The 18,111-nt window shown below is 66.5% G+C and carries 17 protein-coding genes and 1 pseudogene; 10 read left to right on the forward strand and 8 right to left on the reverse strand.

The window, feature by feature from the left end; translation table 11 throughout:
• Window positions 1–432: 432 nt before the first annotated feature.
• The 6 genes from ACIQ7Q_RS24540 (at window position 433) to ACIQ7Q_RS24565 (ending at window position 7,505) form a co-directional block, all read left to right on the forward strand.
• The gene (locus tag ACIQ7Q_RS24540; RefSeq protein ID WP_403865980.1) at window positions 433–1,131 is read left to right on the forward strand and encodes a hypothetical protein; all 699 of its coding nucleotides are present in this window, start codon (window positions 433–435) and stop codon (window positions 1,129–1,131) included.
• 316 nt (window positions 1,132–1,447) lie between these two features.
• A complete protein-coding gene (locus ACIQ7Q_RS24545; RefSeq protein WP_403865983.1) occupies window positions 1,448–2,140 on the forward strand; it encodes a hypothetical protein in 693 nt (230 codons plus the stop codon).
• A 591-nt stretch (window positions 2,141–2,731) separates the two neighbouring features.
• On the forward strand, window positions 2,732–3,616 hold the full coding sequence (locus tag ACIQ7Q_RS24550; RefSeq protein ID WP_403865986.1) for a nucleic acid/nucleotide deaminase domain-containing protein: 885 nt from the start codon (window positions 2,732–2,734) through the stop codon (window positions 3,614–3,616).
• Window positions 3,617–3,843: 227 nt separating this feature from the next.
• The gene (locus ACIQ7Q_RS24555; protein WP_403866505.1) at window positions 3,844–5,301 is read left to right on the forward strand and encodes a WD40 repeat domain-containing protein; all 1,458 of its coding nucleotides are present in this window, start codon (window positions 3,844–3,846) and stop codon (window positions 5,299–5,301) included.
• A gap of 91 nt (window positions 5,302–5,392) precedes the next feature.
• Window positions 5,393–6,925, forward strand: a complete 1,533-nt coding sequence (locus ACIQ7Q_RS24560; RefSeq protein ID WP_403865988.1) for a nucleic acid/nucleotide deaminase domain-containing protein — start codon at window positions 5,393–5,395, stop codon at window positions 6,923–6,925.
• A gap of 16 nt (window positions 6,926–6,941) precedes the next feature.
• Window positions 6,942–7,505 carry an SUKH-4 family immunity protein gene (locus ACIQ7Q_RS24565; protein WP_403865991.1) on the forward strand — a complete coding sequence of 188 codons (564 nt, stop codon included), beginning with the start codon at window positions 6,942–6,944 and terminating at the stop codon, window positions 7,503–7,505.
• A 381-nt stretch (window positions 7,506–7,886) separates the two neighbouring features.
• Here ACIQ7Q_RS24565 and ACIQ7Q_RS24570 read toward each other — a convergent pair whose 3' ends face one another.
• From ACIQ7Q_RS24570 to ACIQ7Q_RS24590, 5 genes are all read right to left on the reverse strand, one after another.
• On the reverse strand, window positions 7,887–8,663 hold the full coding sequence (locus tag ACIQ7Q_RS24570) for a restriction endonuclease (RefSeq protein WP_403865994.1): 777 nt from the start codon (window positions 8,661–8,663) through the stop codon (window positions 7,887–7,889).
• Entirely contained in the window at window positions 8,663–8,872 is a 210-nt protein-coding gene (locus tag ACIQ7Q_RS24575) for a hypothetical protein (RefSeq protein ID WP_403865996.1), read from the reverse strand. The genes ACIQ7Q_RS24570 and ACIQ7Q_RS24575 overlap by 1 nt, the downstream gene beginning before the upstream one ends.
• Before the next feature lie 395 nt (window positions 8,873–9,267).
• A complete protein-coding gene (locus ACIQ7Q_RS24580) occupies window positions 9,268–9,978 on the reverse strand; it encodes a helix-turn-helix domain containing protein (RefSeq protein WP_403865999.1) in 711 nt (236 codons plus the stop codon).
• The gene (locus ACIQ7Q_RS24585; RefSeq protein ID WP_403866002.1) at window positions 9,978–12,101 is read right to left on the reverse strand and encodes a hypothetical protein; all 2,124 of its coding nucleotides are present in this window, start codon (window positions 12,099–12,101) and stop codon (window positions 9,978–9,980) included. Before ACIQ7Q_RS24585 ends, ACIQ7Q_RS24580 begins: the two co-directional genes overlap by 1 nt.
• Complete coding sequence (locus ACIQ7Q_RS24590; protein ID WP_403866005.1) at window positions 12,101–12,721, reverse strand: helix-turn-helix domain-containing protein; 621 nt, start codon at window positions 12,719–12,721, stop codon at window positions 12,101–12,103. The genes ACIQ7Q_RS24585 and ACIQ7Q_RS24590 overlap by 1 nt, the downstream gene beginning before the upstream one ends.
• Window positions 12,722–12,896: 175 nt before the next feature.
• Between ACIQ7Q_RS24590 and ACIQ7Q_RS24595 the strand changes: the two are divergent.
• From ACIQ7Q_RS24595 to ACIQ7Q_RS24610, 4 genes and pseudogenes are all read left to right on the forward strand, one after another.
• Window positions 12,897–13,292: pseudogene (locus tag ACIQ7Q_RS24595) on the forward strand (IS5/IS1182 family transposase); the annotation flags it as partial.
• A gap of 102 nt (window positions 13,293–13,394) precedes the next feature.
• Window positions 13,395–14,162, forward strand: coding sequence for a hypothetical protein (locus ACIQ7Q_RS24600; RefSeq protein WP_403866008.1), 768 nt, complete (start codon window positions 13,395–13,397; stop codon window positions 14,160–14,162).
• Between the two features lie 70 nt (window positions 14,163–14,232).
• Window positions 14,233–14,625 carry a hypothetical protein gene (locus tag ACIQ7Q_RS24605; RefSeq protein WP_403866011.1) on the forward strand — a complete coding sequence of 131 codons (393 nt, stop codon included), beginning with the start codon at window positions 14,233–14,235 and terminating at the stop codon, window positions 14,623–14,625.
• An 80-nt stretch (window positions 14,626–14,705) separates the two neighbouring features.
• A complete protein-coding gene (locus ACIQ7Q_RS24610; protein ID WP_403866014.1) occupies window positions 14,706–15,743 on the forward strand; it encodes a hypothetical protein in 1,038 nt (345 codons plus the stop codon).
• Between the two features lie 80 nt (window positions 15,744–15,823).
• Here the strand turns inward: ACIQ7Q_RS24610 and ACIQ7Q_RS24615 are convergent, their stop codons facing one another.
• The 3 genes from ACIQ7Q_RS24615 to tpg all read right to left on the reverse strand — a co-directional run bounded on the left by ACIQ7Q_RS24615 (window position 15,824) and on the right by tpg (window position 18,103).
• Entirely contained in the window at window positions 15,824–16,273 is a 450-nt protein-coding gene (locus ACIQ7Q_RS24615; RefSeq protein WP_403866017.1) for a hypothetical protein, read from the reverse strand.
• 237 nt (window positions 16,274–16,510) lie between these two features.
• On the reverse strand, window positions 16,511–17,503 hold the full coding sequence (locus tag ACIQ7Q_RS24620; protein ID WP_403866020.1) for a hypothetical protein: 993 nt from the start codon (window positions 17,501–17,503) through the stop codon (window positions 16,511–16,513).
• A gap of 30 nt (window positions 17,504–17,533) precedes the next feature.
• Window positions 17,534–18,103: a telomere-protecting terminal protein Tpg gene (gene tpg / locus ACIQ7Q_RS24625; protein WP_403866022.1), complete on the reverse strand. Its 570-nt coding sequence runs from the start codon at window positions 18,101–18,103 to the stop codon at window positions 17,534–17,536.
• Between the last annotated feature and the right edge of the window lie 8 nt (window positions 18,104–18,111).

Raw genomic sequence — 18,111 nt, forward strand, 5'->3', positions numbered from 1 at the left:
GCAGACCTCTGCCCTATTTCTGCAGGTCGTTGTGCGGTGGGCCGGTGGTCGGGCTCGTGGCGCAGGGCAGGGGTCTGCACTACGGTGTGCCGCCGCCGCCCCCCTCTCGTCGCGGCGTTCGAGCAGCAGGACGGGCCCTGCCCGCACATGCTTAGGAGGAACGCGCTCGCCATGAGGCTGTGGACCGTGCACCGTTCGGTGCCCCGCACCTGGATCGTGGAACTGCGCCCCAGGGCCGGTGGCCCTTTGCTGCACTGCCCACGCTGCGCGCCTGGCGGGGAGCTCCTCGGGTCTGTGGCTGCCCGGCCTGCCGCGCTTGCGCATCTTGCCGGGCATGCGCGCCGGGATGTGCTCCCGGTCCATTTGCGTACCTGCCAGTGCCACGAGCGCGGGTGCCGCTGGCATCCGCGTCATCGTGGCTGCGATGGCCCGGTGCTGCTGGTGCTCGCGCAGGAGCGGGGCGGGCGGCTTTGGCGCCTGGCAGATGTCTGCGCCGCCTGTGCGGCAGCCACTCCGCGTGCTGCCGTTGTTCCCGACAGCGCACACGTTGCGCGGCGCCCCGCCGGGCCCTCGTCGGACTCAGGAGGCCCGGTCCGCCACTTCGACGGGCCGCAGGAACGGGTCCTTGTCCGCAACGCGTTGACGTCGATGAATGCCTGTCTGCCGGAGGATGTCGGGGCGGCTGCGAGGCTTCTGGCCTTGCAGTGCGCGCTGCGGGCCGATTCCTTGGGCCGCCTTGTTCTGCCGGTCGGCCTGGTGCGGGGCATGCGGTTGGGTTCCGCCTTGTCGGCTTGGTATGAACTGGAGGACGCTCACTGGCTCATGCGGCTCGCAGCGCTGGTCAATGGTGCCGTCCAGGTGCAGCTCCTGGACCACGTCGGCTCGCTTCCCTCCCGGCAGCGCCGTGCTCGAGCCGCAGACTGGGCGCTGCGTGTGGTGCACCTCGCCGGTCGCGAGGGCTACGACCACAACAGGGCGTTGATGGCACTGGCTCTGGCCGCCTATGCGTCTCCGCAGGTTGCTCGGAGCGCAGTTGGGCGGGGGATCTTGTCGCATGCGTGTCGTCTCACGCCCGTGGAGCTGATTCGTATGGTGGAGCGGGTGCGGCGGGGTGAGATTTCGGGGTTGTGAGCTCAGGTCTTTGTGATGGGAACCACGGCCAGCAGCCACCACATCCCGCGGTCCTGCACCCTTGCGTTCCTGCTTCAGAAAGGGCGGACTGGCTCTCCAGGGCGCTGGCCGTGCCCCCCGGTGGCGCGCGTGCATTGCGGAGGCTGTGGTAGCGCCCGGCGGACAAGGAGCCGCAAGCAGGACAGGTCCTCCACGCTGCGCAGCAGCTGCGGTGGCTGAACAGCCGGGTGCCATGAATCAGTGCATCGGACGTACCCTGCATCACAACAACCCACGGCGTCTCTTAGCAACAGCCCCACCCCACAGGGAGCGGACCATGACCAGCAGCCACAGCATTGCCACCACAACCTCCATGCTCGAGGCCGAACTCCCCCAGCTGGAAGAGCAGCAGCAGGCGCTGCAGAAGGAACTGGAGCAGGTGACCGAGCGGCTGGAGTCCGTGCGTGGGGCCCTGACCGCGCTCAATGCCTTGGCCGGCACCACGCTCCCCCAGCCGCGAGCCGAAGTCCCGGCGCCCGCGGACACAGCCGTGCAGGAAGCACCCACCGAAGAATCGGCAAACGACGCGACACTCGAACCGGTGGCACCGGTCGGTGAGGCTCTGCAGACAAACGACGCTGCTGTGCCTGCTCAGAAGAAGACAACGAGCCCGCGCCGCTCCCCGCGCAAGGCTGCTGCGGCTCCGCGTAGGAAGGCGGCTGCCAAGGTGGCCGACGAGCCTGCGCCCAGGCGCCGGACGAAGAAGACTGCCAGCGGCAAGGCGGCCCAGGCCAAGACGGTGCAGGAGAAGGAGCCGGCCCAGGATGCCGGCGGGCTCACCGACCAGGTCGTCGCCGTGCTGGCCGGCCGCCCCGACACTCCGCTCCGTGCGCGGGACGTCGCGCAGGCCCTCGGCCGTGACGACACCACGGGCAGCATCAACACCGTGCGCAGCACTCTCGACCGTCTCGTCGCCACCTCCCGCGCCCACCGCGCCGGGCGCGGCCTCTACCAGGCCCCGGCCAACTGACGGAAGTGGGTCACGGCACAGCCCGCGCCTGTCTCGCCCTTAAGACCCTCGGGGTCGGTGACGGTGCCGCCCATTGCGGATCGTAGGGATCGATCCCGAAAGGACTGGGCATAGGGTGGCCGTCCCTCTTCGTCCGCAGAGACGGTGGCGGCTTCACCGTCCCGTGGTCCGCCTTCGATTCCCGCCGTGTATGTCATCACGGGAGGATCAACGCCGGCCACCGTCTCGGCGCGTCACTGACACTGGCCGTCCGATGAGTCGACCCGGTGCAGATCCTCTGGCCCGTCGTGGGCTGGTGGAGCATTACGACGGCGCCCCACGGCAAGGGCCGCCAAGCCTCGAAGAGTTGCGTGACGGAGCGACCGCCGGGTCAGGCCTTGCCCCGATCTCTGTGGGTTCCGTACCTGGCATCCGTTCCGCTCGGGCTGTTCGGCGACGGCGGTGGTGACCACGTCGCTTCAGCAGCGCCCCGGAGCGTGCTGAAGCTGTGTGCCCCCTTTGGTCACCCGGGCAGGAAGAGCCCTCATCCTCGTGCGGGCACGGACGGCTATGGTCGTGGCAGCAGAGAGGCCCCTTTCCAGCGAGGTAGTGATGTCTTCCCCCGTCTCAGGACACCCTGATGAGCTGCTTCAGCACTTCGGCCCGGAGGGGCTTCGGCGGCTGGACGCTGGCAGCCTCCTCGGCGCACGCTTGCCTTCAGCAGCTCAAGACGTACTCAAAGGTGTCGGCGTGCCACGTGTGGTTCCGCCCTACTTTCAGGCTCCCGCTTCCGAGGAACCTGTGCCGCTGGGCACGGTCGCGACAAGGTCGGGCGCCCGTGTGCCTGACGCCATGGCGTCGTGGCCGCGGGTCGGGTTCGACGGCTTGGCGCATCTGTGTGTACGCCCTGATGGCGCTGTTCAGGCCGTGGTGCTGGGGGATTCGGCGGATGACATGTTCGTCAGTGCGGACGTGCCGGCGCTCAATGCATCGCTCCTTGCCCTGGACCGTGCACAGCCCATAATCGCGGCGTCGGCAAGGCTGGAGGACGCGGCAGCCGTCTTCCGCAACTTGAATGAGGAGTTGCGGCGCATCGACTCGTCCGCCTTCGAACAGCGGGAATCGTGGTGGCCGCGGGTGCTGGACGATATCCGACACACACTGAACTTTCCGTTCTCGGCCGCGTTCGAGTATGTGGATGCGTCGGGTGCCAAGCAGGTGGTGACCGAAGCGACGGGGCCTGGGCAGCCGCATCCGGAGGAGATCATCTGGCGGCAGTTGGCTGCTGCCGGCGTCGAGGCGAGTCAAGTACGGCGGGTGTACTGCGAGCTGGAGCCCTGTGTCCTGCCAGGGCACTACTGCGCGATGTGGATGCAGTCCGCCTTTCCTCAGGCGCAGTTCACCCACAGCTTCGACTACGGGGAGAGTGCCGAGTCCCGTGAGGAAGGACTGAAGAGTCTGATCACCCACGCCGCCGAACAGGCGAGGCGCGGCTGATGCGGTGGGAACGGCCCGCTGCGGGCCGCGAGCCTGCGGCTGCCGCTCTGCTGGGCTGGCTCGCCGATCCACATGCGCCTGGCCTTTGCCTGGTTACCGGGGAATCGGGCTGTGGGAAGTCTGCTCTGCTCGCGTGGCTCGTTCACCATGGCACTGAGGATGGCAACCCCGCAGAGCGTACCGTCCACGCCGTTGTCCCGTTCGCGGAGGAGAGCCTGCATGGCGCCGTGTGGTCCTTGGCGGAGCAACTCTCAGTGGTGGCGCGTTCTGCGGACGAGCTCGCAGAAGCGCTGGGCAAGGACGCCCGCCGCACGGTGATAGTCCTGCCGGACCTCCACTCGGGCTCGGCGGTTGACCTGGTGCTCGACTTGGCTCGGCTGCCGCATCTTCGGTTGGTCGTGGAATGCCGCACCGGCAGCCCCGCTCACCAGGCTCTCAGCCGCGTTGAGTGTGCGGAACTGGATCTGAATCTCGATCAGTGGAGGGACCAGCAGCGATACGAGCAATGGCTGGCGTCCACACCTGCGCATGGCGCCCCAGCTACACCCCGTGCCGGCAGCACGTCGCTTGATCTTTCTGACCCGGTCGCGGTGTGTGAAGCGGACCCACGTCTGGTCACTCTCGGCTACGAGCGGGACGATCAGGACCACGGAGGCCTGCGAGCCGCGTGGTTGCGCGCGGGACAGGCGCTTTGTCAGGAGCAGTCACCTGCCTCACGGGCGCTGATTGTTTCGACTGTCCTGGGGGACAGCGCCGATCCGCGGCTTGCGCCGGCACTGGCCGATCTGGCGTCGGATGCGCCGTGGAATTTGGAGTGGAGTCGTGTCTGCGGGGACGTGAAGCCTCCCTGGCCAGGTCCTGCGACTGCGCTGGCAGCAGGAGCAGGACCGCTGGCCGGCTGTCTCCTGATGGCCGGCCATCAGGAGACAGTGCGGATCGTAAGCGTCAGCGATGCGACGTCACGGGGGCGTTTGCCCGCACGGGGCGGTCGACTTCGGGGATTGGCTGCGATGCAGGACGGCACAGTGCTGTTTCTCGATCAGTGGGGCGGCGTGGGTGCGGACCCGACCTGGACCGCTCGAGCGGCGGGGTCCGGAATTGAGAAGCTGCTCGATCAAGGCCCGTCCGACGCGGAACGTCTCCTCGCATCCTTGAAAGGCCACAGCGGCACCGCTATGGGTACGGTCGCGGGTCCGGCCACGGGGTCGGTGGTGCTGGGTGATGCCGGAGGCAGGGTCGCCGTTCACGGGGACGCCACGGCGGAAGCAGTGCTCCACAAGGGGACGGTGGCCGCTGTCGCCGGGCTGAGCCTGCCGCTCGACGACGGCGAAGCATTGCCTGTCGTGTACAGCGGCGGAGCGGACGGGACGGTCCGCGCGTGGGCACCCGGCCACTCCCCTATGTCCGAGGCCGTGGTCAAGCGGGCCTGCTCCGTGGTGTCCCTCGGTGCCGCGATCACTGAGAACGGGCCAACTCTGGCGGTGGCTTGGGCGGACGGCGTGGTGGACTGGATCCACTGTGACACGGGCACGCTGCGGTCCTTCAGGCCTGGTCCCCCCGTCCGGTCGGTCGCACTGACCCCGGAAGGCCGTTTGCTGATCGGGATGGACGAGGCGCTGACCTGCATCACTCCCCGAGAGGTTCTCAGCGACGCGCCCTCACGTGGCGTGGAGGGACACAGCTGACTGGTTTCACAGGGCCCTTACCTAGGCGGAGTTGACCACTGATCACCGTCCAGGGAGAGTTGGTCAGTTCGTGCATCAACGGGGGTAACGCATGGGAAAGCAGCTGCCCGACGACCTGGTCGAGGTCTTGGACCTGATAGGTATCGACTGGCCGCAGATCGACGAGGACGAGGTCAGGGCTTCGGCCAAGGACTACCGGAAGCTCGCCGAAGGCATCCGTGACGCGGTGAAAGAGGGCAACAACGCTTGCTCCCACATCGTCGCAGGGAAGAGCAAGGGCGAGACGGTCAACGCGATCGACCGCCGCTGGGGCAAGCTGACCACCAGAGACCTAACCACGTTCGCCAAGGGGTGCGACGACCTGGGCGACGCACTCGACGATTGCGCAGGGCTCATCCTCACCTGCAAAGTCGCAATCATCACCAAGCTGACCGCCACTGCCGCTACCGCCACCGCGGGAGTCGTCGGCATGTTCTTCACAGCCGGCCTCAGCGGTCTGTTGTCGGCAGCCGCTATCGGCGCGGCACGGCTAGTCATCCAGGAAGCCATCGACTACGCGATCGATCAGATCACCTCGATCGTCACCGACAAGATCGAAGGCAAGATCCTCGCCGAGATCGAGAAGCTGTTCTCCGATCGCCTCGGTGGGGGCGGCACTCACGACGTCATGGCCTCAGGAAGCGCGGGCATGGCACAGGATCTGGTCATCGAATTCGATGAGTTCGAACGCGCTGCGGGTGACTACCAGAAGACTGCAACCAACTTCGACAAGAAGAAAGGAGACTTCAAAGGGGGCGGCCCGCAGCGCAAGTCTTCTGTGAAGAAGGACAGCCGATTCTACAAACTCGCCAGTGTCATGGACAAGGCCGAGGACGCGGTCGACAAGAAGGCCGACGAGATGGTCAAGACCCTCGAAGACCACGGCGGCAAGATCGACAAGAGTAAAAGCAGCCACAAGGACGAAGACGAGCGACGCAAGCGGGAATTGGAGAAGTGCAAGCACGACGGCGAAGACGAGGAAGTCCGCACCTACTTGCTCAACGCCGACGGAACGGTGCAACGTCTGTACGAAGACGGGCGGACCAACCCCCTCGACGACGCCGACAAGACCCGCCTCAACAATGTTGTCCTGAACGACGGCAAGGCTTGGATCCCCAAAACCCCGAAAGAGAAGAGCGAGTTCTACTCCGACGCAACACACAAGGGCAGGGTCTCGTCTCAGAAGATCGGCTTCGACAGCAAAGACGATCTCGTACAAGCTACGCAAGCAGCCAGGATCGCACGTGACGACTACAAGGGTACGAACTACGCCGCCGGCCGGTACATCGACCCGAAGACCGGCACAGAATCCATCCTGGTCGGGTACAGCAACAAGGCCGGCCACTCCGAACGGATGATTGGGCGCCCGCTCCTGCACAACGGGAAGGAGGACGGTCTCACCGAAGTATTCACCGAACGTGAACCCTGTAAGAAGCCCCCCGAGTGTGCACGATGGCTGGACTACTATTTCAAACAGGACTTGAAGGTGACACACGTCGCCGACTACTACAAACCCGACGGGACCACGACCAATAAAGAGCACAGTGATTACGTCGACCACGTGAAGAAGCTTCACGGCAAGTAGGTAGCGCTAGAGTAGGATGACGGACGTGAACTATTCTATTACTCCAATGCAGTTGGTACAGGCCTACGGGCTGGACAATGTCGTTTACTTCCCGCAAAGCGGGGCTGCAGAGTTCGATCCGCGTTCGGCGAACTTCTTGAGTTCTGTAGGGCTTCCACATTCGGAGGTGTTCACGTCCAGGGAAGACGTCGAGGATCCTTATCCGGCCGATCTCGACGCGATCAGCCTGGGGAGCCGCTTCGATCACTACGGCATGCCTTGCCCGGCGGAGAGCCGGTCCTGGTGGATGCTCGGCTACCTGTTCACCTCCCTTGTGGCCGTCGACCCCAAGTCCGGAAAGGTGTACGCCTTCCCGGAAGGATCCGCCGGCTACGTCGAACTCCACCGAGACGTCGAGTCCCTGGTGTACGCGCTCATCGAGTTCCGCAAGCTTGAAGTCGACCACGACAACGACGTCGACCCGGAGGAGCTGTCAGCGCGTTTCAAGCAAGTGGTCGGCGCCTTCGACCCGACCCCCTTCGCTGACGAGGAATCACAGTGGAACCTGTCGCTGGAGGAACTGGAACACGGCATGTGGTGAGTCCAGTCTTGGAGTGACGCAGGCAGGGTCGGGGCTGCGCCAGGCTACGGTCGCCTTGCCCGTGGTCGAACGTCGAGGTGACGACGCCTCAAAGTGGCCAGGGCACCCGGTACCCATCCCGAGGAAGACGGAGAGCCGGGCCCCACCTGTGCAAGGGGTCATGCAGCGGACGGCCGCCCGGCATCGCCGAGCAGCGGTACAAGAAGCGCAACTCCCGTGTCATCTGGTGCCGCACGTGACTATGCAACCCAGCAATACACGCTCTCGCCCTGTTCCGGCGCTGCGGGTGAGGGTGGCCAGCCCTCTTCGTCCGCAGGGACGGTGACGGCGTCACCGTCCCGCGGTCCGCCTTTGGTCCCCCACGTGTCGACGGGAGGTCCGCTAGTCGACTAGCGGACGGTCGGGGCCCCGTTGACGGATCCGGCGCCGAACAGGACTTGGCGCTGGCTGGCGGTCAGCCGATCGAGGGCGCGTGCGGGTCTTGTGCAGAGCGGTTCCGCGTCTGGTAGGTCGGTCCGGTAGGTGCAGCAGGTCGTGCAGTGGGGTGCCGTGTTCGGCCCAGGTGCGGAGCCGGTCGCGGTCGACCCAGTGAACCTGGTGCCGCTCGCCCCAGGCCTTGGCGTCGCGGGTGAAGGATCCGTTGGTGACGACGACGGCATGGTCGGCTCCATGGACTGGGCCGGCGGTTCCCTTGACCTGGTACATCACATGGGAGCCGACCTTGGCGCCGACGGTGGTGTGCTTGGCCTGGATGACGATCCTGCCGCGGCTGTTGTGCTGGCCGATGACGTCTGCGGCCTGGTCTCCTTGCTGGCCGACGCGGCGGGCTGTCCAGCCGTCGCGGATGATGAGGTCCCGCAGCGCGAACTCGAACTCCTTGTCGTTCATGGCGTCGATCTGCGTGAGCGTGATCCTGAGGCGGGCCAGGCTCTCGGCGCGTATCCGCATCGCGTGTGCCGAGCGCACCGCACGCCAGCCTGCGAACGCCAAGCCGCCGGCACCGAGCGCTGCGAGTACCGGCCAGGCATCCACTGCTGCGTCCCGGGCGGCGACGGCGGTCCTCGCGAGGAGTGTGACCGCGGCGAGGGCGACGACGCCGGCTGCGGCCCACTCCGCCGAGCCACGGGGTTTACGCGGTCGCAGCCGCCGCCGGGGCATCAACGTTCCACCGACGCCGACATGGAGGGCTTCGGCGCAGGTGCCGGGTTCTCGGTGGCCTCACCGAAACCGATGAACTGGCCCCATAACCAGCTGCCCGCGACGATCGCGGCGATCGTCCAACCGCTCATCCTCTTCCTGCTGGGCCCGGGCTTGCGCCGGAGGTGACCACGTACCCGGTAGAACCCCTCGGGTGGTTTGCCTGCCATGTGTCTGTCCTCCCGTCGGAGGCCGCCCAGCGCGGCTTCCTCTGAGAGTTGGTAGCAGCGGGCACCGACAACACCCGGTGGATGATCAGGCTTGCCGGCAAGTAAAGAGGCCGAACCAGACACACGGCTGCCGTTTGTTCGATTTCATGCGACGCGCGGGGTCCTGGCCTGCGGAATCGCGAGCGCTCGGTGAGAGTGCTAGGTCGCTGACGAGGCAGGAGAGGAGCGTGGGTTCGCGCAGGCGGTCCCGCTCTGGCGGAACGCTGCGGTCGGCCGTGACAGTGAATGGCGGGAAAGCGCGGCCGTGTTCGACCCGGTTCCAGGTTCGCTCAGGCATTCACTCTGTCGTGGGAAGCGGGTGGTGACGACCTGAACAGCGTTATGCGAAGAGACCGTCAGCGGGGACGCCAGGTGCGGATCTCGAGGTGGGTGATGTGTGCGTCGGGGTGGATGCGGCCGGTTTCGACGAGCCATTGGTGAATGGCTGCGGTGACGTCGCCGCCCGCTTGGTCGACGCGGCGGGCGATGTCGGTTGCGTCGTATCCGCCGGTGGTGGCGGAGCCGTAGGAGCGTTCTTCGGTGTGGTCGGCTCTTTGGATGACGTCGCGGCGGATGCCGGGTGAGTCGGTGCGGCTGCCGGAGGGGTGTACGTAGCCGCTCTTGGCGAGGCGGACGGTGAAGGCCAGGCGCAGGTTTCGGCGGGCGGCTTCGGCGATGAGGGGGCGTAGGCGGGCGGAGCCGGAGGCGATTGCCTGGGTCCCGGCGCGACCGGTTCCGGTGCCGGTGGGGGTGATGAGGACGGCTTTGGTGCGCACTCTGGCTTTGGTGCCGGTGGCGGTGGTGCGGCGGGTGATGTGGGGGGCTGCGAGTTCCGCGAGTTCGGCGGGGTCGCTGATGCCCGCGGTCGTGAGGGCGGTGAGGGCGTGGGTGAGGGCGGGGACGAAGGCGGCGCCTTTGCCGCGTGTGTAGAACTGGGAGACGAGGGAGGAGTCGCGGTTGATGATGCGGGCGATGTTCTTCTTGGTGAGGCCGGCGGCTTGGAGCTGGTTGGCGAGGCGGGCTGCTTCGTTGAGTTGGGGCTTGGGGGCGCGGCGGCGTGGGGGCATCAGGTGTTCCTCAGGGCGGTGCGGCCCAGGTCGCGCAGGGCGAGGAGTTCGTCTTCGGTGGTGGGTGCGGTGATGGGGCCGGTGAGGTGGCCTTTGCGGAGGTAGTCGCCGGGCTGGCCGTGGTAGGGCCAGTCGTCAGGCTGGGTCAGGTAGAGGGCGTCGGTGCGGAAGGCGACGACGGTGCCGGGCGGGGTGTGCAGGGCGCCAGCGTAGGTGTTGTCGTTGCGGTGGCGCTGGGTGAGGAGGGCGGCTCGGGCTGCGGACCAGATGCCGGCGGCCCATTCGGGGTGGGCGTTGGGATCGCGGGTGAAGCCGGTGGGGCGTTGCCAGGTGATGGTGTCGTCGGTGAAGGCGATGATTTCGGCGTCGGCGGGGAGGTCGCGCTCGTGGGTGCGGGGGGTGGTGCCGGTGACGAGGCGGGGGCGTTGCGCGAAGGAGCCGATGCCGTAGAGGAGGAGGGCGCGGACGGCGCGGGAGGCGAGGTGGGCGGCGGTGCGCTGGTTCGGGTCGCCGTGGAGTTCGGCTTGGGCAGCGAGGGAGGCCCAGGCTTCTTTGAGGCGGGTGGCCCAGTCGTCGAGGGGTTTGCCGTCCTGCCAGAGGAGGCCGTCGAGGATTTCGATTTTCCAGGGCTGGAGGGGGTTGGTGAGGGCGGTGTGGATTTCGGGGCCGCCTGCCCAGGTGGTGAAGGTGGTGCCGGGGGCGCTGGGGTAGTGCCAGGCGCGGTCGCCGGGTGCGGGGGCGGGAAGGAGGCCGACGTGGTTCCAGCCCTGGGGGACGGTGACGCGGATGTGCCAGTGGCCGCAGCCGTAGAGGGCCTTGGTCTGTTCTTTCTCGCTCCAGGAGGCGAAGCGGGCGGCGGTGACGCGCTGCGGGGTGCCGACGGGGGATTTCCATGTGTGTTTGGCGTAGGCGAAGGTGCGGTCGTATTCGACCAGGGCGGGTAGCTGCTCGGGAACGTGGGGTGGGGTGAGGAGTTCGGTTCGGCCCTGGCCGGCGGTGGCGTGGAGGAGGCCGCGGAGCTCTTCGGACAGGACGGGGTAGCCGTCGGCGTACTGGCCGCGGGTGGGGATGGTGCGGGTCCACAGGTCGCGACCGGTCTGGGAGGGAGAGCCCATGAGGACGGCGTCGGGCCAGTGGGCGCGCAGGGCCTTCCAGAGGAGAACGAAGGCGTCGCGGACGATGTGAGGGGTGGCGCCATCGGTGTTGAACCACTCCCCTGCGGAGCGGATTTCGACGTGCTGGTCACTGCCCAGGGCCTGGTAGCGGCCGACGGGGTTGCGGGGGTGGACGAAGTGGCCTGCCATCCGGTCCTTGCCCCGGCCGGTGTCGGTGCGCCAGCCGGGAATGGGGGCATTCAGCCAAGCGGCGACGGCGTCCTTGAGGAACGGGTACTGGTCGGCCTGGAAGTGCCAGGGGGCGCCGCCGGTGACGAAGATCCGCTCGATACCGGCGGGCAGGACGTGGAAGACGGCTTCGAGGATCGCCGCCGCGGTGGGTGCCGGCAGGTCGATTTGGAAGGTCTGGTCACGGTGGACCAGGACGCCGGTGTCAGTGTCCAGGAAGACGGTGGACCTGGCTTGTTGGGTGAAGTTCGGATGCGTAGAGGCCAGGCCGTTCGTGTGGGCGAACCATGCGTCTCCTGCCTGCCCCTCTGGAATGGACGGCAGCTCGCGGTCGCCTCGCCGCGGGGCTGTCACCGCCTCAGGTGCGGCGGCTGTCACGGGCTCAGCGACCTCGACGGGCGCGACGGCAGGCTGCTGCGCCTCGAGCCTGGTGGGGCGCATCGCAGGGGCGGCCGCCCCTGCGGCGGCTGTGATGTCGGGAGTGGGTTCCAGCGCGGCAGCGGCGGTGAGCAGTTCCTCTTCCGGCGGCGCGCTCGTGACTGCTGACGAGGTGGTGAGGCCCTTGGGGGCAAGGCCCGGGGCCAGGCGGACAATATCGGCGACGCTCATGCCTGCGGCCGGGGCGATCCGTTCGGCCTTGGCCTTATCGTGCCCGGCGAGCGCGGTGACCTTCTTGTCGCGTGCCGCCTCGAGCCTCGCCAGAGCGGTCCGCGCCTTTTTGATGTCGTCGCGCAGTGCCCGCAGTTCGGCGAGGGTGGCGGTGTAGGTGTGGGCGTCCATCACGGTTCCCTTGGAGGCTGGTGCGGCGCTGGGGCGGGTGTGGTGGTGACGTAGGCGATGGTGCCGCCGGAGTGGGAGGCGAGTCGGGTGCCGAGCAGTAGGCCGGCCAGGTCGCGGTCGCGCGGGTCGGTGGCGGTTAGGTGTGTGATCGGCCGGGCAAGGTCGGTGACGTAGCCGGCGAGGACAGCATCGGGAAAGCCGTGGCGACCTTGCTCGTCTTTCTCCCAGCGGTCCAGCCCGGTCAGGATGGCGACCACGTAGCCGGAAACGGTCACGGGCAGCACTCCCCCGGCTGCCAGGCTTGCCGCGTCGCAGCGCCACCAGCCGTGCAGGGACTCGCGCAGGAGCGCAGGGCTCAGGTTTGCGGCGAATCCGGTGGGGCGGCGGCTCGGGTCGGGCGGCGGGGCGGCGTCGGCGCGTAGTACGGCGATCTCAGGGACACCGATGCGGTGCAGCGGCGCGGCGGGGCGGGTGCGTAGCGCCTGAACGGCTTCCAGCGGGACCATGACGCGGACCCCGTGACGGGCAAGGCCAGGCAGCAGGCCAGCGCGCACGAGGCGACGGAAGGTCGTGATCGCGCAACCGAGTTCGGCGGCGGCTTGCCCCGTGGTCAGGAACACCTCCGCCCCCTTTCTATACCTACTCTGATATCTGATCAGGCATCGACAGTATCGAGCTCGGTGGAGACTCGTCAAACGGCCGCTCACTCCGAATGGTTGGCACGTGGGACTCATCATTCTCACGACTCCTCGGCGCGTGGCGCGACCTGTCCCGCCTGGTGGAGGTGGTGCTGGAGATGAGGGCCTTGCCCGCTCGCGGGGCGGGTTCACCAGCAAGCTCGACCTGAGCGCGGACGGCCGTTGCCGCCCATTGTCCCTGGCCGTCACCGCTGGAGAGCGGGCAAACTACGCCCTGTTCGAGCCGGTGCTGGATAAGATCCGCGTCCCCAGGACCGGTCCGGGCAGGCCGCGCAAGAGGCCCGACAGCCAGGCCGCCCGCCTGCGAAAGGGCTCGCGTGGCGGACGGCCGCATGGCTTCGACGGGGACCGCTACAAGAAACGCAACACCGTCGAACGGGCGATCAATCGCCTGAAACAGTCCCGGGCAGTCGCCACCCGCTACGACAAGCGCGCGTACGTCTTCCTCGGCGCCGCCACGGCAGCAGCCCTGATCATCTGGCTGCGAACTTGACCGCCCGGCCAAGTCCTATCGCCACTCCCGTTCCTCGCCCGTCGAGAGGCGAGCAGCATTAATCCTGGCCTTCTACAGGGCAGGTCGGGCTATCGTCGCTGCATGGCCCGATCTTGCGTGTTCTGTGGTGGTACGCCGGTCACCAACGAGCATGTCTACCCTCAGTGGCTGGCCGAGGCGTTCCCCGAGAAGATGCGGACCGGCCGAGCCATCATGGGCTCGTACTCTGACAAAGGCAGCCTCAGACGCCACTCCGGGCGCATGTTCACGGCGCAAGTCAAGGCGGTATGCGAGCCTTGCAACAGCGGCTGGATGAGTGCCCTCGAAGGACGAGCCAAGCCGTGCCTGCTGCCGATGATCAAGGGCGAGATTCTAGAACTGCCGCCCGAGGCACAGGAGATCCTGGCCACCTGGACTCTCAAGACTGCCCTGATGTGCCAGGTCATGCTTCCGCAGGCCCAGCCGAACCTACCGGCTGAGCTCTTCACGGATCTGTACCGGGACCGTCAGCCGGCCGAGGAGATGAAGGTGTTCTGCGGTTACATGATGCCGCCGCAATACCTCAACGGACCGAGTCCCATGGAGAACCGCTCCGTTCCCCGCATGATTCGCCACCGAAGGGCAGATGGGCAGATGTACGAGGCCTGGACCACCGTGGTGACCATACGGATCGGCTACGCAGTGGTTCAACTAGTGAGCGCAGGTCCAAAAGGGCTGCGGTATGAACTCGGATTCGAAGGCTCCTACATAGAGCCGTTGTGGCCCGTGCGGGATACGTTCTCCTGGCCTCCTCGCGCTCTGAAGACGCTCAAAGAGTTCAACGTCTTCGCCGACCCGCTCAGGCAAGTGAGCCGATCGCTCCCCGAGTAGTGTGCCAGTGCGGTCAGTTGATCTCCGAAATCGATCGCCCTGTACTACAGAGGCGGTTACCGTCCTGAACATGGACGACTCGCTCTCGTACGAGAGCTTTTACCAGGGGGCCAAGAAGGCGGCCCACAAGGCCATGGACGACCATGGCCGCCCGGAGTGTGACGAGTTCGCGCTCCACGCCGGTGTCGCGGTCGAGAAGCTCGCCAAGGCGGCCCTCGCCGCGAAGAATCCGGTCTACGTCGCAGAGATCCGCAACAACAGCGCGGACATGGTCATGCACCTCGGCGGACATGTTCAGTTGGACGAGGAGAAGGTCCGCACCGTCGGGGCCACAGAGGCCATCAAGCGGCTCCGGAAGATCGGTGTGCTCAAGGCCGATACCGATCTCGACCTGCTGCGCAGGCAGTTCTGTGGACAGATCACCTATGCCTGCGGCGAGGCCGCCGCTGGCGGAGCCGGCTGAACTGCCGTGGGCGGGCAGTACTCTGCTTGGAATCGCGTCAACTCACCAGCGATGCCACGACATGCACGGAACGGGGGAACGTGACCGACAGCAACCTGCCGCAGATCCCGAACTCGAGGAACAACAACAGCGGCACCGTCGGGAGGGATCCGCAGGAGGAGCTCCGTTTTCCACCGGTCCGGAACGGCGTGGACTATCTCCGTAGTGTCGTTGAGCTACTCGACGGTGACCCCGACCCTCGAGACTTGAAGTACGCAGTACTCCACCTTCAGGCGGCCACTGAAGTGCTCCTCAAGGCCCGCTTGGTCGCCTTCGACTGGCGGCTGGTCTTCGCCAAGGTCGACGAGGCCGACGAAGACGCTTACCGGCGGGGCGACTTCAACAGCTGCAACATGAAGGACGCCATCAAGCGGCTCCGTGACCAAGGCATTGAGATCTCGCCGGAGGACAAAGGAAACATCACACATCTCGGGCAGCAGCGTAACCGGCTCCAGCATTACGGACTCACAGACTCCGTAATCGCCGTCGAGACTCGCGCGGCTAAAGCACTCGACTTCCTTCTTAATTTCGTTCATGATCACCTCGTTCCCAGGCTTGGTGAGGCTGAAGCTCGCGTCGTTGAGCGCGAGATGGATGTGCTGCGACCGAGATTTCGTGAGATCCGGTCCTTGGTCACGGAGCGGTCGAAGCGACTGCCGGGTGCACTTGAGGCCCACCTCGACTACACCGTGGTCTGTCGGACCTGCGGGGAGTGGGCTCTGGTGACTCGCGGTGATCCCGCGTGCCGCTCTTGTCACGAGACCTGGGAGCACCCAACCGACGCTGCTTGCTGGTATATGTGCGATGTACTCGGAGTCAGCTTCCGTGAGGCGTGGGACGCGATCAAGACGTGTCCAGTGTGCGAAATCAAGGCGGTGGTTCCAGGCGCATTCGTGGCCAGTTCACGGGACACCGCGATCACCTTGTGCTTCACATGCGCGTGGAGAGTTGGACTCATGATGTGCATCGAATGCGGAGAACTTGTCCCGCAGGACGGAGAGGGAGTTCGCCAGCGGGAAGGCTGGGGAATGTGCAACTCATGCCGCGAATGCAAGGAGCCTGAGGGAAACCTCCGCTGATTGATCATCAGCTTCCTCGATTCACTGCGATGAGGTTATCGTGGGGATTCGAAAGGGCTGGGAGTGTCTGAACGTCTGAGTCACAATCGCTTCCTTTGGCTCACGTCGGCTGCGTAGGCCGCCCAGTCCCCGGCGGATGCTTGCTGCCACCGGACGGCGACTTTGATGTGGACCCCGAGCATCCGGGCGAGGATCGCGGCGGGGACTTCGGCCGCGAGAGTGAACAGTGCGGTGGAGCGATCCTGCTTGGGCCGGACCCCGATTCGGTGACGGCGCTTGCCGATCTGACTGTCGGTGAGAGGGCGCCCTGGGTGACCTCCCGGGAACAGCCACGGAACGTCGTCCGGGGTGCCGATCTTGGCCTTGCCGCAGCGGGTGGCGACGAGCTCGCGGACCAGGTCGGCCAGCGGCGTGGGAAGGACGACCGGCGAGGTGCCGAACGTGATCCCGACGGTGTCGCCGTCGATGGTGACGTCGTCGACGGTCAACTGGCTGATGGTGACTCGGCCCCCGGTAATGAGCGCTCGCACGGCCTCCTGATGGACTTGCCGCTTGACCCGCTCGATCTGGACCGATGCCGAGCAGGGTGAAACAGATTCCCTGCCACTACCACGATGGCGATGATCAACGTGTCCGTCATTCGCGTACCCCTCTCCGTCTGGTTGGAGTTGCAGTCGAGGGATAGTCTCGGTTGTCCTGCAAAGCGTGACGTGGCAGACGAAGATCTTCGGGCTGAACGCAGGCGGGGCCCGGTCACGGTGGCAGGCTTACAGCTCCTGCATGCGCGCTTTGTCGGCCGCTGGTCCTTGGGCGCCAATCATTCTCAGGCGGGATTCGATGGCCCCGACCGTCCGGCCGAGCTCTTCGCTCATCTCTTCGGCCGTGGCGTTGCGTGCACAGCGCTCGGCCAGTTGCTGTTCCTCCTCGTCTGTCCATGGGGTGTGGGAGCGGTGGTGGGTCTTGCGCAGTTCGTCGTGGGTTGGTCCGGTCCGTGTCGGCGGAGTGTGTGGCGCGGTGGGGGTGGAGGGCTGGGGTGTGGTTGGGCGTGGTGCGAGTCCGAGTTGGAAGAGCTGGTACTCGAGGGCCAGGACGCTGCGGCCGAACTCCTTTGCCAGTTGGGAGAGGTCGCGTTCGTGGCGGTAGCGGTTGAAGAGTCGTGTGCGCTCGTCGCTGGACCACTCGGTGCCGCGCCTGGGGGCGGGGAGCGGGGCGGGCGAGGAAGGGGCAGGCTCAGGTTGGCCGGCGGATGGGCCGGTGGCCGCTTGGAGGAGGCTGGCGAGGCCTGGAAGGTGGGCGGGGTCGATGGTTCCGTGAAGCTCTCCGTGTACTTCTCCGTCGTGGGTGGCTGCTGTGAGGGTGATCGTCAGTTCGGAGTCGTGGCCGTTGGCGGTGAGTAGGTAGCGGTGGCCGCTGTGAGTGAGGGAGATGTCCATGCGGCGCTCCGCATGTGGCGTACTCGGTGGTGGGATCTCGGAGGTCGCTTGACTGCCGGTGGGGGCTGCCAGGAGTGCATATACCTGCCATGAAGCGGAAAAGCGGCCGCCGTTGTCGAGCTGGTAGGTCACAGCGGCGGGGTCGATGTCTGCTGCCCCGTAGAGGACCTTGAGGGTTTGGCCGGCGAAGGGGCTGGCGGCTTCGGGGCTGCCGGGGACGGGCCGGTAGGTGAGGTGGCCGCAGCCTGGGGTCGTCTCTAGGAGGGGGGTGTCGAGGTCTCCGTGCCAGTTTCCGGAGGCGTCTTGGAAGGCGTAGATGATGGCCATGGTTCTGGTGTCCTTTGAGTGGGACTGGGCTCAGTAGTGGAATCGGACGCTGTGCAGGTCGCTGATCGTGATGGCTGCCTGTTGCTGGTCGGGGGCGAGGCCGTGGAAGAAGTAGGCCTCACCGATGCCGTCGGCGAGAATGCGTCGGAGTCGGTCTTCGCCGGCGTTGTGACGGTGGGCTTCGAACAGAGCTCGCCTGTGCGGCTGGGGCAGTTCTTCAGTCAGGTGGCGGAGTCGTGGATCGTCGAACTCGCCCTGGAGGGTGGAGTAGGTGAAGCGGGCGTGCAGTTGGACGGCTACGCATCCGTGGTGGTCGAGAATGCGTTGATGTGCGGTGTATCGCGCGTGTGTTTGCCAGGTGCGGATGATCTCCCGCTCGAGCAGTGCTGCCTGTGACGGGCTGAGGGTGCTGGTGTCGCCGTCGGCCCAGCGAGCGACTGCTGCGGGGTAGGCGAACAGACGGTGCGCCAGGGCCTCGGTGTCCTGGTTGCGCAGAAGATGACGGATTCGGGCGGCTGGAGATCTGGGTGGTCGGTGGGTCCAATGTCTGGCGTCTGCGAGGTCAAGGGAATGTGCGACTGAGGTGATCGTGGTCGTCATGGTTCGGT

Source organism: Streptomyces sp. NPDC096176 (assembly GCF_044763255.1).
GTDB lineage: Bacteria > Actinomycetota > Actinomycetes > Streptomycetales > Streptomycetaceae > Streptomyces.

Excerpts from the sequence above, each read along its gene's own strand:
- ACIQ7Q_RS24545 (WP_403865983.1), top strand. The coding sequence starts at position 1,448 with ATGACCAGCAGCCACAGCATTGCCACCACAACCTCCATGCTCGAGGCC.
- ACIQ7Q_RS24550 (WP_403865986.1), top strand. The coding sequence starts at position 2,732 with ATGTCTTCCCCCGTCTCAGGACACCCTGATGAGCTGCTTCAGCACTTC.
- ACIQ7Q_RS24560 (WP_403865988.1), top strand. The coding sequence starts at position 5,393 with ATGGGAAAGCAGCTGCCCGACGACCTGGTCGAGGTCTTGGACCTGATA.
- ACIQ7Q_RS24565 (WP_403865991.1), top strand. The coding sequence starts at position 6,942 with ATGACGGACGTGAACTATTCTATTACTCCAATGCAGTTGGTACAGGCC.
- ACIQ7Q_RS24570 (WP_403865994.1), bottom strand. The coding sequence starts at position 8,663 with ATGCCCCGGCGGCGGCTGCGACCGCGTAAACCCCGTGGCTCGGCGGAG.
- ACIQ7Q_RS24575 (WP_403865996.1), bottom strand. The coding sequence starts at position 8,872 with ATGGCAGGCAAACCACCCGAGGGGTTCTACCGGGTACGTGGTCACCTC.
- ACIQ7Q_RS24580 (WP_403865999.1), bottom strand. The coding sequence starts at position 9,978 with ATGCCCCCACGCCGCCGCGCCCCCAAGCCCCAACTCAACGAAGCAGCC.
- ACIQ7Q_RS24585 (WP_403866002.1), bottom strand. The coding sequence starts at position 12,101 with ATGGACGCCCACACCTACACCGCCACCCTCGCCGAACTGCGGGCACTG.
- ACIQ7Q_RS24600 (WP_403866008.1), top strand. The coding sequence starts at position 13,395 with ATGGCCCGATCTTGCGTGTTCTGTGGTGGTACGCCGGTCACCAACGAG.
- ACIQ7Q_RS24605 (WP_403866011.1), top strand. The coding sequence starts at position 14,233 with ATGGACGACTCGCTCTCGTACGAGAGCTTTTACCAGGGGGCCAAGAAG.
- ACIQ7Q_RS24620 (WP_403866020.1), bottom strand. The coding sequence starts at position 17,503 with ATGGCCATCATCTACGCCTTCCAAGACGCCTCCGGAAACTGGCACGGA.
- tpg (WP_403866022.1), bottom strand. The coding sequence starts at position 18,103 with ATGACGACCACGATCACCTCAGTCGCACATTCCCTTGACCTCGCAGAC.